This is a genomic window from Paenibacillus sp. 19GGS1-52, from assembly GCF_022369515.1.
Classification (GTDB): domain Bacteria; phylum Bacillota; class Bacilli; order Paenibacillales; family Paenibacillaceae; genus Paenibacillus_AQ.
Genome location: NZ_CP059724.1, coordinates 5,132,024 through 5,148,086 on the forward strand (window position 1 = coordinate 5,132,024; position 16,063 = coordinate 5,148,086).

15 protein-coding genes are annotated in these 16,063 nt (G+C 47.9%); 3 read left to right on the forward strand and 12 right to left on the reverse strand.

What is annotated here, in order from left to right; genetic code table 11:
• Window positions 1–45: 45 nt before the first annotated feature.
• From H1230_RS23845 to H1230_RS23860, 4 genes are all read right to left on the reverse strand, one after another.
• Window positions 46–1,266 carry an aminotransferase class I/II-fold pyridoxal phosphate-dependent enzyme gene (locus H1230_RS23845; RefSeq protein WP_275590954.1) on the reverse strand — a complete coding sequence of 407 codons (1,221 nt, stop codon included), beginning with the start codon at window positions 1,264–1,266 and terminating at the stop codon, window positions 46–48.
• A gap of 13 nt (window positions 1,267–1,279) precedes the next feature.
• Window positions 1,280–1,780, reverse strand: coding sequence for an Lrp/AsnC family transcriptional regulator (locus H1230_RS23850; protein ID WP_154121407.1), 501 nt, complete (start codon window positions 1,778–1,780; stop codon window positions 1,280–1,282).
• A gap of 286 nt (window positions 1,781–2,066) precedes the next feature.
• Window positions 2,067–2,456: a spore coat protein gene (locus H1230_RS23855; protein WP_239712340.1), complete on the reverse strand. Its 390-nt coding sequence runs from the start codon at window positions 2,454–2,456 to the stop codon at window positions 2,067–2,069.
• A gap of 30 nt (window positions 2,457–2,486) precedes the next feature.
• Window positions 2,487–2,720, reverse strand: coding sequence for a hypothetical protein (locus H1230_RS23860; protein ID WP_239712341.1), 234 nt, complete (start codon window positions 2,718–2,720; stop codon window positions 2,487–2,489).
• Window positions 2,721–2,902: 182 nt separating this feature from the next.
• Here H1230_RS23860 and H1230_RS23865 point away from each other — a divergent pair, with 182 nt between their 5' ends.
• Window positions 2,903–4,132, forward strand: a complete 1,230-nt coding sequence (locus H1230_RS23865) for an NAD(P)/FAD-dependent oxidoreductase (RefSeq protein WP_239712342.1) — start codon at window positions 2,903–2,905, stop codon at window positions 4,130–4,132.
• A gap of 60 nt (window positions 4,133–4,192) precedes the next feature.
• On the opposite strand, the gene dcuR is transcribed toward H1230_RS23865, so the two are convergent.
• The 6 genes from dcuR to H1230_RS23895 all read right to left on the reverse strand — a co-directional run bounded on the left by dcuR (window position 4,193) and on the right by H1230_RS23895 (window position 11,370).
• Window positions 4,193–4,906 (reverse strand): two-component system response regulator DcuR, encoded by a 714-nt coding sequence (gene dcuR / locus H1230_RS23870; protein ID WP_239712343.1) that lies wholly within the window; start codon window positions 4,904–4,906, stop codon window positions 4,193–4,195.
• Window positions 4,903–6,492, reverse strand: coding sequence for a DcuS/MalK family sensor histidine kinase (gene dcuS / locus H1230_RS23875; RefSeq protein ID WP_275591264.1), 1,590 nt, complete (start codon window positions 6,490–6,492; stop codon window positions 4,903–4,905). The genes dcuR and dcuS overlap by 4 nt, the downstream gene beginning before the upstream one ends.
• 51 nt (window positions 6,493–6,543) lie before the next feature.
• Complete coding sequence (locus H1230_RS23880) at window positions 6,544–7,755, reverse strand: MFS transporter (RefSeq protein ID WP_239712345.1); 1,212 nt, start codon at window positions 7,753–7,755, stop codon at window positions 6,544–6,546.
• 71 nt (window positions 7,756–7,826) lie between these two features.
• Window positions 7,827–8,390 carry a hypothetical protein gene (locus H1230_RS23885; RefSeq protein ID WP_239712346.1) on the reverse strand — a complete coding sequence of 188 codons (564 nt, stop codon included), beginning with the start codon at window positions 8,388–8,390 and terminating at the stop codon, window positions 7,827–7,829.
• Window positions 8,391–8,556: 166 nt separating this feature from the next.
• A complete protein-coding gene (locus H1230_RS23890; RefSeq protein ID WP_239712347.1) occupies window positions 8,557–8,976 on the reverse strand; it encodes a DUF350 domain-containing protein in 420 nt (139 codons plus the stop codon).
• Between the two features lie 30 nt (window positions 8,977–9,006).
• Complete coding sequence (locus tag H1230_RS23895; RefSeq protein WP_239712348.1) at window positions 9,007–11,370, reverse strand: endonuclease MutS2; 2,364 nt, start codon at window positions 11,368–11,370, stop codon at window positions 9,007–9,009.
• Window positions 11,371–11,584: 214 nt separating this feature from the next.
• Here H1230_RS23895 and H1230_RS23900 point away from each other — a divergent pair, with 214 nt between their 5' ends.
• Window positions 11,585–11,932: a phage holin family protein gene (locus H1230_RS23900; protein ID WP_239712349.1), complete on the forward strand. Its 348-nt coding sequence runs from the start codon at window positions 11,585–11,587 to the stop codon at window positions 11,930–11,932.
• A 79-nt stretch (window positions 11,933–12,011) separates the two neighbouring features.
• Here H1230_RS23900 and H1230_RS23905 read toward each other — a convergent pair whose 3' ends face one another.
• Window positions 12,012–13,097, reverse strand: a complete 1,086-nt coding sequence (locus tag H1230_RS23905) for a GGDEF domain-containing protein (protein WP_239712350.1) — start codon at window positions 13,095–13,097, stop codon at window positions 12,012–12,014.
• Between the two features lie 270 nt (window positions 13,098–13,367).
• Here H1230_RS23905 and H1230_RS23910 point away from each other — a divergent pair, with 270 nt between their 5' ends.
• On the forward strand, window positions 13,368–13,760 hold the full coding sequence (locus H1230_RS23910) for a cupredoxin domain-containing protein (RefSeq protein ID WP_239712351.1): 393 nt from the start codon (window positions 13,368–13,370) through the stop codon (window positions 13,758–13,760).
• A 98-nt stretch (window positions 13,761–13,858) separates the two neighbouring features.
• Here H1230_RS23910 and H1230_RS23915 read toward each other — a convergent pair whose 3' ends face one another.
• Complete coding sequence (locus tag H1230_RS23915) at window positions 13,859–15,898, reverse strand: hypothetical protein (RefSeq protein ID WP_481857185.1); 2,040 nt, start codon at window positions 15,896–15,898, stop codon at window positions 13,859–13,861.
• Window positions 15,899–16,063: the final 165 nt, after the last annotated feature.

A 16,063-nucleotide genomic window follows, 5' to 3' on the forward strand; every position in this document is an offset into this window, starting at 1 on the left:
AAATAATACCATTAGCTTGATAGATTCGCTATAGTCCAATGTTCTCTATTCCATTCTTTCCCGTTCCAGTTGTGCGACAAAAGTGCCAATTCGATCAACCGCTTCGTTCAACTGGGAAACTGAGGTAGCATACGAGCAACGCAAGTAGCCTTCGCCACCTAATCCGAATACACTGCCGGGAACTGCAGCCACCTTGTATTCAAGCAGTAGCCGCTGAGCGAATTGATCAGAGGTTAGCCCGGTACGCTGTACGCTTGGGAAAGCATAAAATGCGCCCTGCGGCTCATGGCATTCCAGCCCGGCATCACGTAAGCCTTTGACGATCAACCGCCGCCGTTGATTATAGGAATCCGCCATCCGGTCCTTCTCTTCCATCCCATTAGTCAGTGCTTCAAGTGCAGCCACTTGACCCATGGAAGGAGCACACATTACGGTGTACTGATGAATCTTGAGCATTGCGGCAATCAGATCCGGGTGACCACAGGCATACCCCATCCGCCAGCCAGTCATCGCAAAAGCTTTGGAGAACCCACTGACCAGAATCGTGCGGTCAATCATGCCAGGCAGCGAAGCAAAGCTTACATGATTGCTGCCATAGGTTAGCTCCGCATAGATTTCATCCGATATTACGATGAGATCATGCTTCACTACGACCTTGGCGATCGGTTCCCAATCCTCTCGGCTCATAATGGCGCCGGTCGGGTTGCTTGGATAACACAGAATCAGAATTTTGGAACGCGGTGTAATCTTGGCCTCGAGTGCCTCTGCAGTAATCTTAAAGTTGTTCTCACCAAAAGTCTCTACGCCCACAGGAATACCGCCACCGATAGCTGTTATCGGCGAATAAGAGATATAACAAGGCTCGGGGATGAGAATTTCGTCACCCGGTGCGATCAGTGCGCGCAGAGCCAGATCAATCGCCTCACTGCCACCTACCGTTGCTATAATCTGATTAGCAGGATCATATTCCACGGCAAAACGGGTGTGTAGATAATTCGCAATGCCTTCGCGCAACTCAGGCATTCCTGCGTTGGAGGTGTATCCAGTAAACCCTCTTTCCAGCGAATAAACACAAGCTTCTCTGACGTGCCAAGGGGTCTTGAAATCTGGCTCCCCGACGCCCAGAGAAATGATATCCTTGCTGCCTGCCGCCAGATCAAAAAACTTACGGATGCCCGATGGCTGAATTTGCTGCACAAGTGGAGCCAAATAGGAATTCATCGACTTGCTGGTATCTCCGTCTAGCTGCGTTTTATTCGTGATCATATGGTTTCTTCCTTTATGGTGAGATCATTAGACGATTGTCCTCTTCATGCTCCTCGAAGATGATCCCGTCCTGTTTGTATTTTTTAAGGGTAAAGTTCGTTTTGGTTGAGAGTACAGCATCGATTGGAGATAGCTTCTCGGATACAAAATTGGCGACTTCCCGCAGATTGCGGCCTTCCACTTCGACAAGAAGATCATAAGCACCAGACATCAAATACACGGATTTCACTTGTGGATACAGATAGATTCGCTCCGCTATCCCTTCAAAGCCACGTCCACGTTCGGGTGTAATCTGAACTTCAATCAGTGCGGTCACTCGCTCGTCGTCCACCTTATCCCAGTTGACAACTGTAGCATATTTAACGATGACATGGTCTTTCTCCATTTGTTCAATCACCGTCTTCACGTCGTCTTCCTCAGCTCCAAGCAATGTTGCCATTAACGCTGTGGAGCTTCTCGCGTCTTCCTTAAGCAGTTCCAGCACTTTCCTCTTCAGTTCATTCATTTCCTTCATGCCTTCCCTCCGGAATAGTTCGCCCATGACTTTACGCTGTTAGCGCGTCGCCCGCGAAAAGAATTTAATGTTTAATACTAATATGACATGAAAAGGATATCTCTGCAAACTAAATAACCCCATGCTGTGTGCATCATGGATCATTTCTTCATTCTTTCACTTTAGATAAAAAAAAGCCCGCCCGCCGGATCAATCCGGTACGGACGGGCCATTCAACAACAATTGTTGAGCAGACTGCAATAAAGCGCTAGCTATCTTGCCCTTGCTTCACGCGGCTGCCGCAGGGTTACATATAATAAGAGTTTTGGTTCTGATTGGACTGTTGATGCTGTGGATAGTGGGACTGGCCATAAGAACCATTGCCCCCTGTTTTTTGCTGAACAAACTGCTGACTTTTCTGCTGTGTTTGCTGGGCACACTGAATTTGCTTATCCACTTCCTGGCGCAGTGCCTTGCAAGGTGCTGTATACATATTCATCTGCGACATATGTGTATACAGATCTCCCTGCAGACGCAGCGTATCCATTGTCAGCTCGTTAAAGGTCTGGCGGACAGTTGGACAAGCCGACTCCGTCGCAGCTGTTGTATATTCGCGTACCGTCCGTTTCAAGTCAGCCAAAATCGTATTCAACAAATCTTCATCTGGCATAAATGCCGATCCATTCTGAGCATTCACAAAATAACCTCCTTTTAAATTAAATAACAATTATTGGGGTTGTGTAGGTGCGTATTGTTGATGATGTTGAAGCAGCTGTGTCAGCGAGTTCATATGTTGGGTATGGCTTTGCAGGTGCTGCATACAAATTTGGTGTACAGCCGAGTTCTGTGTAGTGCCCGCTGTGGCAGCAAGCTGCTTAATGAGTAAATCCTCGTTGGAAATGGAGTCCGCGATGTATTCCAGTTCTTTTCCGCTGAGAGCCTGCATTTGCATGGATTGCATGAATGGTGTTCCCTCCTTGAATAGATATTTCAAACAGTCTGTAGTATGTCGCATAGGCGCTCTGTTTATGTGCCAAATTGCGCAAGTTGAAAATAGATGCTGAACTACTGCAGTCTGAGAATGAGATACTTGAGTTCTGCTAATAATACTATACCGGAATGATATAAAGGAGAGAGTAGAGTATGAACTTGAACAGCGGGAAACTGCCATGGAGGAGCACTTTACCGACACCTCCGGTTTATCCGGCACTACTAGAAGATATTCACTGCGATTGTCTGGTTATAGGGGCCGGCATGGGCGGAGCTATGGCTTCTTACCGCCTATCTTTAAGCGGCGCGAATGCAGTCCTGATTGACAAAAGGTTGGTAGGAAGCGGAAGCTCCTGTGCCAACACCGGTCTGCTGCAAATTTCCAACGATAAGAGTTTAACCTCCTGTATGCATACCTTTGGCGAAGAGCAGGGTCTTCTGTTCTACAAGCTGTGCCAGGCTGGTGTCCGTTCTATTCTGGAACTGCCAAGCCAGTTGGACATCGATCCTCATATTATTCCTCGCGACAGTCTGCTATATGCCAGCGTTCCAGAGGATGTCCCTGCACTTCGGCAGGAATATGAGAATCTAATCGCCCATGGATTTGACTCGGAATTCTGGGAAAGAGACCAAATTAATTCCGTCTATTCCTTTTCCAAACCGGCGGCGCTCTACTCGCATATGGATGCGGAGACCAACCCCTTCCGTACCGTGCACAGCCTGATTGCCAAGGCCGCTGCGGGCGGCGTTCGCGTATATGAGCAGACAGAAGCGCGGAAGTACGAGTTCACAGCTGACGGGGTTATTTGCCATACACCGAACGGGAGGATTTTTGCGAAGAATGTTATATTTGCGATGGGCTACGAAACACAGGAGATGAAAAAAGATCGGGGTGCCGAGCTGATTAATACCTATGCCATCATGACCCGACCACTACAAGAATTTCCCAAATGGCATGAACGCAGCCTGATCTGGGAAACAGCCCGGCCCTACTTGTATTTCCGGACCACTCCGGATGGCCGCATTATAGCAGGAGGGAAGGATGAGCAACTGACCGATCCCGAGCACCGTGAGGTACGGGTGCTTTCCCAGAGCCAACGGCTGCTGGAGGAGCTTGAGGCACTGTTCCCAGAAATTAAGGGAGTGGAAGTCGAGTATGCGTGGGGTGCCGTATTCGGCTCCACACGAGATGGCCTGCCCTATATCGGACCACACCCCAAATTTCCGCATTGTTATTTCATTGAAGGCTACGGCGGCAACGGCACCGTCTATAGCATGATCGCTGCCGAGCTGTTAACAGACACGATTGCCGGTAAAACTCGGCCGGAGCTTGAACTATTCTCGCTAACGAGGGCCACTAAACCTTCACCATCCGGCCATTAATAATAAATAACAATAAGGGATGCCCCAAAGCCAACATGGCTAGGACATCCCTTATTAAATTTATAGAAATTGAGCTAAGATCTCATGGCCTTCAGACGTTACCGAATACATATATACAGGTCGGCCTATTGAGCCATAACTGCTCTCCATAGACAATACGCCGAGCTCTTCCAGAAAAGCTAAATATTTACGTACCGAGATACGAGAAATGGCAGCATGGGACGTGATATCCTCAGTTGAAAATGTACTCTGATTCAATTCATTGATAATATTCCAAATGCTGCTGAGAGTTGCATCGGTTAACCCCTTGGGCAACTCTGCATTGCGCTGTTTTGAAGTTGCCTGGCGGTGGATCAGCTTATCCAACTGTTCTTGACTGAGATGCTCACCACGCTTCATCAATTGATGATTTTTTTGATATCCTGTAAGTGCCGCCTGAAAACGGGTGAACTCGAAAGGTTTAATCAGATAATCGACAGCACCGTGTTGCAGTGCTTGGCGGATACTGATATTATCACTGGCCGCTGAAATTACGATGACATCAACTGTACTTCCCTGTCCGCGAAGATGGGTCAACAGCTGCAGACCGTTAGTCTGCGACATATAGATGTCAAGCAGAATCAGATCAACCTTTTGCTCAGCAAGCAGTTTTTTGGCTTCATCACCTGATGTTGCCCAGCCCACACATTGAAAGCCCTCGATCAACTCCAGATAGTGCCTGTTAATCTTGGCTACCATTGGATCATCTTCCACGATAAGCACTTTAATCGTCATTCTAACTCATCACCCTTTACTATGTAGAGGACATCTGCAATAAATGTTGTCCCCTGCTCACCCTCGGGTAGCAGTAGAAGACGGCCGTTCAGTTTATCTACACTCCGCTTGACGAGATACAGTCCCATCCCCCGATTCTCTCCTTTAGTAGAGAATCCTTGGGTAAACATCATGTCCCGAACAGATTCCGGAATACCCGGACCATTATCTTGCACCGTGCAGATCAATCGGCTCTGCCGGTAACGAAAAGCAAGGTGAATTTCTTTATTCTCCGTTCCATTCAGCGCATCCATAGCATTATCCAGCAGATTGCCAACAATCGTAATTAATTCATGGGTAATATGAGGTCCCGCCGACTCCGGTAGATAACAATCCTCTGCCAGAATCAGATTAATACCGGCCTCCCGAGTTCTGCTTAACTTCCCCAGCAGAAATCCAGCCATAACCGGGTCCTTGATCTGCCTCGTGATCGAACCGATCTCGTTCTGATAGTTAATGACCGTACCCGACACATACTGCTGCAGCTCGTCATATAAGCCCATATGGATCATTCCTATAATAACATGCAGCTTATTCATAAATTCATGAGCACCCGCCCGAAGTGCATCTGCATACAGAGAGACTCCGGATAACTGTTGCGCGAGTTGGGTGATTTCCGTCTTGTCCCGAAAGGTAACAATCGCCCCGGCAATCGTACCATTCACCCAGATAGGCAAGCTGTTAGCCAGCAGCGTTGTACCATTCAGATCAATTTCTTTATCAGGCTTCACTTCCCCAGATTTTAACACAGCTTCCAGCCGCAGTGCCGGCCAATAGTCGCCGATATGCTGTCCCAGCACTGCTCCGGTAAGACCCGCTCCCTTAAGCAGCCGCTCCGCCTCCACATTAATAAGCGTAATCCGGGCCTCATCATCAACGGCTATGATTCCTTCGCGGATGGATTGCAGCATGGCGCTGCGCTCCTCCAGCAGCTTAGATATTTCTGAAGGCTCCATCCAGAAGATCATTTTCTTGATTTCCCTGGCCAGAATGATGGCTCCTGCCGCCCCCAGCACAGCACCTGATAGCAGTATCACAATAATGATCCATTCATTCTGGCGGACAATCCCTCTAACTCTCTCCAGAGATAAACCGACGACAACTACACCAACCTGTTGACCCCGGCCGTTATATACAGGAACAAATGCCCGAAGAGATTTACCGAGGTGCCCTTCGCCTTCAGAGATGCTTTCCTCTCCACGCAGCGACCGATCCAGCCCACCACCCTCAAAGGGTAGGCCGACCAATGAGGGATTCGGATGCGAGTAACGTATGCCATTCATATCCGTCACAACAACAAATAAAATATCGTTGCGGCGGGTGATCTTGGCAGTATAGGCTTGAATATCCTTGCTTTTGCCTTCATTCAAGCCCTCAGCTACCAGCGGCATTAGAGCAATTGTACGGGCAATGGTAATCGCCTTGTCTTCCAGAGCCTGTCTTTTCTGTGGAATAATCAGGTTGCTGAAAATGATATATAACACCAGCAATACTAGCGTAATAACTAAACACACCATAAATGTAACGGTAGTCCGCAAGCCGTAAATCCGTTTTTTTTTTGAACACTAAAGGCCTCTCCCATGTTCATACTTTATAAGTTATGTAGAATCTCCCCGCTGTCTACTGGGTAGCAGACGCCGCAGCATCCACCAGCTTCCGAGCGGTGCTGCTCCAAGAATTAGCATTAGCAGCGTAATAATGCGCGGAGTTCCGCTTATCGACAACACGCTGATGAACACAAGCATTCCGAGCAGTCTGCCGCTCATCAAACTTAACTCACGCAGCACAACAAGCTCCACCCTGTTCTCGGCACTTTCTGTACTCTCACCCATCAGGTCAAAGCTGGTCGATATCATCGGCAGCATGTAGAGGGGGATAAATAGAGCCGTACCAATTCCCATCACCAGTAAAGTCCCATAGCTGACCTTCCAGAGGAGCGGTGTAATTACCGCAATAAGCAAAATACTACCGCAGAACATGCCCGCCGAACGGAATTTGGGCTTAAACCATTTGCCTGCCGCCCAGTAACTAACTAAAGACACCGCTGAAGTGATCAGAGCAAATTGCCCCAGCTTACTCTCTTCCTTAGCAGCTATGTACACCAGCAGTCCGATTAGGAATGAGAACACTCCCTCCCTTAAGCCTTGAAAAAGCAGGCTGGCCGCAGCCAGTCGCCAGTGACTCCCCACCCGGTGCAGCTCTTTCCATGGCCTCATCCAATCATACACACCTTCGTTCTTGCGCTTTTTAAGAAAAAAACTCAAGACTGCTGCTGCGCCGTATATGGAGAGGGACAGGATAAATATTAGGTGATAGCCGCGTTCTCTACGCATGGAAGAGATCAACCAGCCTGCTAGCCAAGGAGCCGTCATACCCGTTAAGGAGCCCAGCAATCCCATCCAGCCCGTAAAGAAATCTCGGTTCCCGGCATCCGTAATTTCGAAATAGACAATATTATAGGCCAACCAGAACAAGCCAGTGGCGATCCCCAGCACCAACCCCAACGGCCATAAATAATATACAGATGTAGTGCCTAGTCCCAATACCAGTAGATAAAAAAGGCCCGAAACGGCGATACCAAGCCGCAGGGCATTCATCTTGTTGTGTTCTTTTACCCACTTCCCAGCGAGCCAAAAGCTGAGTCCTACCGCCAGTTGCTGAGCCACTGTAAACCAGGCGATCATCCGAAAATCCGGACGGCTTTTCCATAGATATACGTTCAAAAAAGTACCAGACAGCGCACCTGCCAGCAGAAACAATCCATTGACTGCCAGCAGCAATACCGCCTGATTTCGCGATGAGACCTTCATGGTATACCTCCCTACCTTCTGAACATGATCTTCTTTAACATGTCCAGAAGCGGGAAAAACATCAGCAAAACTTATTTATGTTGGATCGTAAGATTACGTATGAGCTGGATACGGTCCACATGAGCCAAGCTATGCTGTGCGTGGAAACACGCAGGACATACATAGAGATTCAAAGAGAAGGGAGGCGTTAGCATAGGTACCCCGAGTGTAGACGGTACTGCCGGTTGAAAGCTTGTCACTACCTGTGTGCCGGTAAGGAGCATCAGTTCATGGCACTGCGGGCATTCAGGAGCCTCATCCTGTGTAGCCAAAATGTTCGAAGTACTCTTTTCATATCCCCGCAAATCATAATCGTCGCGGAATTGCTCCAATGTGTTGATAATAGGCACTGAGCTGTCCGCATCTGTCGGTCCCCATAAATCCTCAGCATTGTTAGCCTGTTGTTGCGTATCTTCTTCCACTTCCAGATCATCCTCAAGGTCATCTTCGAGGTCATCTTCCAGATCATCTCTACCCAGGCTGACCGTACGGTAACCGCTGAGTTCATTGTTGCAGTGAGGACAAGTTTCCTCAGGTCCAAATTCTTCATCCCATACAATCTCCGTATGACACCAAGGGCAAACAGTCGTTTCCATATATATGATCTCCTTCTAGCATCTCTTTAAATTTAATTAATTATTAAGTAAATTATACCGGCCGCTATAAAAGCGATAGCAGACACAAACAGTACCCGGGTCAAAATCTTCATAATTCCCTCCTAGAACACGCTCGCCCAAGCGAAGCTTTTGCTTAGAAGCGTATTTAGAAAATAGAAGCACCAATAACATAAGACAATGAAACCGAAATAATCATTGCTATCAGTCCAACTGCACGGTTATCAGCGGCGATTTCATCATCAATCGAGAACACGGGCGTCAGAAACTCAAAGAGGAAATACGCCAGCAACAGCAGCAAAAAGCCGACAACCGACCATTTCATCGTCTCGTAAATCGACACTTCCGCTTGAATGCTGAATCGCAGGATGTTACAGATGCCGAATATTTTGCCGCCGGTTGCCATCGCTACTGCGACATTGCCTTTTCGGATTTCTTCCCAACAGTTATATTTGGTCACCATTTCAAAAAAGGACAGGAACACCACCAGTCCCAAAATGGCTACTGTGAAATAACCAAGCAGCGCACCTAGCGGATGACCCAGCAAAAGATCAACACTTTCTTGCATTCTTCCCCCTTCTTTCCGCCGTTCCAGCCGCTATTGCAGTTCTGCCACGGTCACGCCTGCACCGCCTTCATTATAGTTCCCAAGCCGGTAGCTTTTGACATATCTATGTTTACGCAAATATTCTTGAATACCTGTTCGAAGAACTCCGGTCCCCTTGCCGTGAATAATCGAAATCTGGCCTAGATTGCCCAGAAAGGCCTCATCGATAAAGCGATCTGTCTCCATAATCGCTTCCTCCAGATTAGACCCACGCAAATCCAGCTCACTGCGGATATTCTCATCACGTGTCCGTTTCACTATGGTTGCCTGGCGGAGTGCGGGAGTTCCGCCCTTCTGAGCAGACAGTAGCTCCAGCTCGTCAAGACGCACCTTCATCTTCATTACACCAAACTGCACGAATGCTTCCTTAGAGCCGCTCAGTTCCACCACATGACCCTTTTGGTTCAGACTGCTCATCTTCACTTCATCTCCAGCCTGAATCTGCCGTGGAGGCTTGACAGCAGTACGGGAGACTGCCTTCTTGCGCGGCGCTGGCTCTGCATCATCGAGACGGCGGCGCGCCTCAATCAGCTTATGCTCCTTGACAGACGCCCCTTCCTCCATTGCCAGAAGTCGCAGATCAGTGATGATTTCTTCAGCTTCCTTACGGGCTTTGGCGAGAATTGCGCTGGCGTCATTCTCCGCCTTCTCCAGCCGTTTATCACGTTGACTTTCCAGCTTGGCAAGTTCAACCTGATGCCGTTCCCGCAGTTCCTCGACCTCACGGCGAATGCTCTCTGCCCTTTCGTGCTCCTTCTCGGCTGCGAGACGATTCTCTTCCAGCGAAGCAATCATATGCTCCACACGCATATCTTCTTCCTTCACTTCACCTCGCGCATGATCGAGAATTGGACTTGGCACACCAAGTCGCTCCGCAATAGCAAAGGCATTGCTTCGTCCCGGAATACCGACCAGCAGACGATAGGTTGGACTAAGACTCTGTACATCAAATTCCATACTGGCATTGATGACACCTTTGCGTTCGTAAGCATAGGCTTTAAGTTCACTGTAATGCGTGGTTGCCACCATCCGGCATTCAGTACGATGGATATGCTCCAGAATTGCAATCGCGAGCGCTGAGCCTTCTGCTGGGTCTGTACCGGCACCCACTTCATCCAGCAGAATCAGACTCTTCGGTGTCATTTTGTGCAGAATATTAACAATGTTAGTCATATGACTGGAGAATGTACTAAGACTCTGTTCAATGCTTTGCTCATCCCCAATATCGGCATAAATGGCATCAAACACACACATTTGGCTGCCTTCCTCCGCCGGAATGAACAAGCCGGACATGGACATAAGACTCAAGAGACCGATCGTCTTCAGGGTAACCGTCTTACCACCGGTATTGGGTCCAGTCACAATAATCGAACTATATTGGTTCCCTATCTCCACGTCCAGTGGAACTACATGGTCCGCAGCGATCAGCGGATGACGTCCTTTACGAAGCTTGAGGTATCCCCTGTCATTCATTCGCGGCTGGGTCGCCTTCATATCACGGGCAAGACGCGCTTTGGCGAAGATGAAATCAAGCTCGCCCAGAATGTCTACATCATAGCTCATCTCTTCGGCAATATCGCCAACTAGCGCTGTTAATCTGTAAAGAATAATCTCGATTTCACGCTCTTCACGCAGTCGTGTCTCACGCAGCTTATTGTTCATCGCCACAATGGATTCCGGCTCAATGAACAAGGTTGCTCCTGACCCAGACTGATCATGTACGATACCGCCAAAGTGGGCACGGTATTCCGCTTTAACCGGAATGACGAACCGATCCCCACGTATCGTCACCAACTGATCCTGCAGCATTTTGGCGACTGAAGAAGAACGAATCATGGAATCCAGCTTCTCGCGGATTCTTGTCTCTCCCACCCGCAGCTCCCGGCGGATCGAGGCCAGCTCCGTGCTAGCCGTATCAAGCACATCTGCGTTCTCGTCAATGCAGGAGCGGATATCATCCTCAACATGTTTCTGCTCCGATAACAGCTCACTTTGGGCAAATAAGGATATAATTTTCTCTTCCTCATGCATTGCAGCTAAGAAACGTTTGACTCTGCGCGCGCCACCAATCGTATTGCCCACGGCGAGCAGTTCAGTCGTTCCCAGCATTCCTCCTATAGATGCACGCTTCAGTGCCGGTTTAATATCGCTAATACCGCTAAAAGAAGGGATGCCCTTCAGACGATCAACGTTAGCCGCCTCGTCCGTCGCTTGCAGCAACAACTTCACCCCTTCAAAATCACCGGAAGGCTTTAACTGCTCAGAGGTTAGCTTTCCCATCGGGGTTTGTGTATATTGCGTTAATTTATTTAAAATCTTGCGATATTCAAGCGTATGCAAAATTTTGTCGTCCAATTACAGTCACAGCTCCCTTCATAGATCTTTCTATTATACAGAATGCGGATCATTTTCGCTATTTGGGTATTGCATCAGCGCACAACAAAAACAATTTGAAATATCAGGAAACAGTCCCTATAATTTTTTCTTAGTAATATTATAAAAAAAACAATTCCGGGTCACAATAACAACTGCACATATCCTTATGCGATGGCCAAAGGAGGTTAGTTCAGTGAGATTTTTAGGTCATGTAGTCCGTTTTATAGTAGCGGCGATTGTACTGTTAGTTGTTGGCTGGATCGTCCCGCAGTTTACGATTGGCGGTTTCTGGAGTGCGCTTATCCTCGCGCTGGTTATTGCTCTGCTTGGCTGGGTTGTCGAAGGTATCTTTGGCAAAAAAACAACACCCTTCGGGCGCGGTATCGTCGGATTTCTGGTCAGTGCTCTGGTCATCTGGATCGCGCAATTTGTAGTGAGTGGTGTTAGTGTATCCATACTCGGCGCACTTCTGGCCGCGTTGGTCATTGGGATCATCGACTTGTTCCTGCCTGTATCCACTCCATTTGAAGCCGCAAAATAATTATTTCAGCGGTGCATTGTTACGCAAGCGAACCCCCCTGTTTCCGGTTCTGCCGGTACAGAGGGGTTCGTCTATTTTTTTAGGCATAGGACAAAAAATGGTCATCTCCCGTTGTCACTTCAGCGGTGACTACAGCATTCTTCCCGCTTCTTTTGGCAGCATACAGCGCATGGTCCGTCTTACGGAACAACAGCTCCTTACCGTCTCCCAACTGGTAATTGCACAAACCGATACTAACCGTAATCGGTTTGCCGCCCGCATAGGAATGTTCCATTCCCGCAATGTTCGTCCGCATCTCCTCCACAGTGTCATAAGCTTCCTGGAAGCTTTGATCCGTGAAAATAACAGCGAATTCTTCCCCGCCATACCTAGCAGCAAAATCGTTCAAACCAATCATTCCACCCAGCTTGGCGGCAACTTCCTTCAGAACTAGGTCACCTACCCAATGTCCATACATATCATTGACACATTTGAAATTATCAATATCAAAAAGAGCCAGCTGCAACCGGAGTCCATTACTTTCACATTGCTCCAATAAAGAATCGAGATATTCATGAAAAGTTTTATGGTTATATAGACCCGTGAGTGCATCTATCTTCAACAACTTATCCGAAATCGCCCGTTCCACCATGAGCCCTTGCTCCGATTTGGCTAATTGCTCCAAAGAATCACGTGCATCGTGAGCGCGGATAATTACACCCTGTGCCATTACGACAAATACAATGAATACGCCTTCTACCATTAAAAACTCAAGCAATGGCTTGTGCAGAAATATACGTTCCATTCCAAAATAAACGGCGGCATAAAAAATCATGCTGAATATCCCCAAGCTATACAGCAGTTTACGGTCAAAATATACAAGCGCTACCATAATTGACATCATCAATGTCATCTGCGCACCATCCACAAACGGCTCTATGACAAAATAAAAAAGATAAGAAACTATAAATCCGCAACTAACGACTGCCTGTTTGTGGTAATTTTTGTTTAGACGCAACCAGGTTTCGGCTGCTACCATGCAGATTAGTATTAATATATTGGAAGTTACAAATAAATGCCCTTGCTTAAGATCCACCATTGTCTTTACGGCAAGACTATCAACACCCAACACATAAAATATTTGGGCAGCCAGTAAGAAAATCACAACAATCCAATACCAGTTCAATATTCTCCGATGCCATATTTCTATATTTAACTGATCGTTATCTACATTAATGTGAATCCCCTACTTCTAAGCGGTTATATAATAGCTTTCATTATAAATAATTTAAATTGTTTTTGCATCATTTATTTGCATTTTTCGACAAAGTTCGGAGATAAGCTCCTTTTTGCTAATAATAACTTAAGATTAAAGCGTTCTCTTTAAACTTAAGTTATACTATCTACAGCATTGGTAAAACTGTTTTTTCCATACTTTTTTTGAGGAGGATAACGAATGATCAAGAGGGCAGCACATCTATTGTCTATTGTATTGGTTCTCTTGCTGGCCGCTTGTAGCAGTGGGAACGATAATAATACGGCTGTAAGCAGCAAGGGCGGAGTGTCCAACACTGGCATTGCTCCAAAAGAAGAAATCACAATTAAAGCAACGAATTACAGTTTTGACCAGAAGGAGTACCACTTAAAAAAAGGGGTTCCTGTCAAAATCATTTTTGAGAACGAAAGTGGCAATCATGGCATACTTGTGCCCGAACTCAATCTCCAATTAAACAGTGAGCATGCCTCAGAAGTAATCATACCTGAAGAAGCAGGTACATTCAAAATGACCTGCGCTGTAATGTGCGGCTCCGGTCATAGCGGGATGGTTGCCAATGTGATCGTCGAGTAGCGGGAGCTTGTGAAATTGTGTAAGAGTATACTATTTTTAAAAAGCTGGCCCAAGTAGGATTTCCTACTTGGGCCAGCTTTCGTTCAATCATCCGACATTCAACTATCCTGTTCGATCAGTTGAATCCATTCATTATATTCAGTTTGCAGCTTGGCATATTCCGCTTGCAGTTTACGGTGCTCGTCAGTCAGCTTATCCAGTTCGCTCTGGGAGATCTCGAACTGTGCCTGCAGCAAACGTAATTGCCCCTGAACTACTTCGTAATTCTCCCCAACTTCGCCCAGTTGATCCAGAACATCGCTCCGTTCACGATCCATAGACTCCCGCTGCGTTTCAACCTCACTGGCTTCCCGCTGCCAAATATCAATTTCCTCGCGCAGCTGCGCTTCAGTGTCCGTCCACTGCTGCTGCAACTGGACTAGTTCCTCATACTTATGCTTCCAGGAAGTTCCGTAGGTTCTAGCTTCCTTTAACACATCCTGCTGTTCCGCAGCTGTGGCTGCAGCTTCGCGGCTAGCTTCAGAGAGTTCTTCCAGGCGCAAGGCTGCTTGCTCGCCTTCTTCCTCAAGCAAACGATATCTTTCCTGAAGTCGTTCCCCGTCCTGCAGAACCTCATCATACTGGGAGATTAGCTCTTCATAACGGGTACGTAATGCAGATAGATCATTCTGAGCTTGCTTACCCTGCTCACGCAGTATTTTACTCTCGTTCTCTGCTTCTGTACGAAGTCTACCTTCATGGTCCAGCTTCTGCACTAAGCCATCTGCTTGACCATGAAGAGCTTGTATCTCGTCCTGAAGCTGCAATAATTTCTCTTCTGCCTCCAGCAGTTTCATCTCCAGCTCGCTGATATCCTCCATGCGTTTATCCGCAAGCTCTTGCCAAGTAGAAACCTCAGCCGTTGACCGGGCAAGTTCCGCTTGTACGAGGTGTAGACTGTCGCTGGTTTCCTGCAGCGACTTCCGCAGCAGAGCTGCTTCATCTTGTGACAGATCGTAGCGTTGGCGCAGGCCTTCCAGCTCATCGCTCAACAAAGCTCCCAGTTCCGTGGAAGAACGGAGTTCTTCCACAAGTTGTTCCTCGCGTTTGCTGACCAATTCATATTGGGTCAGCAGCGTCAGCCGGGCATCTCGTTCACCTTTAAGGCCCGCTTCGGCGGCACGCAGTCTTGCTTGAAGCTGTCCAGTTCCTCCGCGTAGCTCACTTAACTGCTTCTCCAGTTCTTGTACATTCTGTTTATGTCTATGCTCCTGCGTACCCTGCGATTGCCGCAGCTCTTTAGTCTTGGCCAGCTCTCGCTGCAGCGCTTCCCGTTCTTCACTCAGCTCTTTGCCAAGCGTCAACTTGGTGTCTGTAAGCTCCTGACTCAATAAAGTCCGGGTCTCTACCAGCTCCTTGGTCAGTGACTCGCGAATACTCTCCAGCTCCTGCAGATGCGCTGCCTTCAGCTCTTCCAACTGCTGAAGATGAACAGCTTCGGCGTTCGCCAGTTCCTGACGATGAGTCTCCCGGTCAGTAACCCGCTCCTCTTCATTGCTTGCCTGCAGTGCTGCTAACTCCTGCTCTCGCTCCAGCAACGCTGCCTTCAGCTGCTGTCTAGCAGCTTCCTGCTCTTCTGTATAACTTGTCCGCAGTACTGTCAGCTCCTGCTCGCGTGCAAGCAGTTCTGCCTGCAGTTGCTCTCTAGTAGCTTCAGCGACTTGTGCAGCTTCCTGAAGCTGCTGGGCATGTATCTTCAGTTCCTGCTCACGGGTTTCCAGATTCCGGGCGCGTTCTTCATCAACAACAGCGATCAGCCGCGCTGCTTCTTCTTTGGCTGCAGCTTTGAAGCGCTCGTATTCCTCCTGACGCTCCTCCTGAACTTCCAGTAGACGCGATATTTCTACGCGTTGCTCGCTGCGTTCTCCTGTCAGCATGTTAAGCTCATTCTTAATATCTTGAACCTGAATGGCCTGCTCGGCCATATGTACTGCAGTAAGCACCGCAATACGCGGTGTATCCAGTCTGGAATGAGCTTTGGAAATCGTACGCATATGCTCGTCAACATGACGGGCCACTTGTTTCATATATTCAGTACTGCTTCCTACAAGATTATAGGAAGTTCCGTATATTTCCACGGCGACACGTGTCCGGTCCATAGCCACAGTTGTGCCCTCCTTTGTGTGTGTGCGGATTCTAAGTTGTTTTTCCTGCTTCTATTGTAACTTTAATCATAAACGTTTGGCAAAGAAGCTGCCTAATTCAATAGGTTTAACCGTTAATCTCCGCACTTCTACCCTATGAGAAAAAGCCGCAGCGAATCA

What these genes read in the sequence shown, in the direction of transcription:
- H1230_RS23880 (WP_239712345.1), bottom strand. Translation starts at nt 7,755, where the DNA reads ATGAAGGTCTCATCGCGAAATCAGGCGGTATTGCTGCTGGCAGTCAAT.
- H1230_RS23845 (WP_275590954.1), bottom strand. Translation starts at nt 1,266, where the DNA reads ATGATCACGAATAAAACGCAGCTAGACGGAGATACCAGCAAGTCGATG.
- H1230_RS23865 (WP_239712342.1), top strand. Translation starts at nt 2,903, where the DNA reads ATGAACTTGAACAGCGGGAAACTGCCATGGAGGAGCACTTTACCGACA.
- H1230_RS23890 (WP_239712347.1), bottom strand. Translation starts at nt 8,976, where the DNA reads ATGCAAGAAAGTGTTGATCTTTTGCTGGGTCATCCGCTAGGTGCGCTG.
- H1230_RS23860 (WP_239712341.1), bottom strand. Translation starts at nt 2,720, where the DNA reads ATGCAATCCATGCAAATGCAGGCTCTCAGCGGAAAAGAACTGGAATAC.
- H1230_RS23885 (WP_239712346.1), bottom strand. Translation starts at nt 8,390, where the DNA reads ATGGAAACGACTGTTTGCCCTTGGTGTCATACGGAGATTGTATGGGAT.
- H1230_RS23850 (WP_154121407.1), bottom strand. Translation starts at nt 1,780, where the DNA reads ATGAAGGAAATGAATGAACTGAAGAGGAAAGTGCTGGAACTGCTTAAG.
- H1230_RS23915 (WP_481857185.1), bottom strand. Translation starts at nt 15,898, where the DNA reads ATGGACCGGACACGTGTCGCCGTGGAAATATACGGAACTTCCTATAAT.
- H1230_RS23910 (WP_239712351.1), top strand. Translation starts at nt 13,368, where the DNA reads ATGATCAAGAGGGCAGCACATCTATTGTCTATTGTATTGGTTCTCTTG.
- dcuR (WP_239712343.1), bottom strand. Translation starts at nt 4,906, where the DNA reads ATGACGATTAAAGTGCTTATCGTGGAAGATGATCCAATGGTAGCCAAG.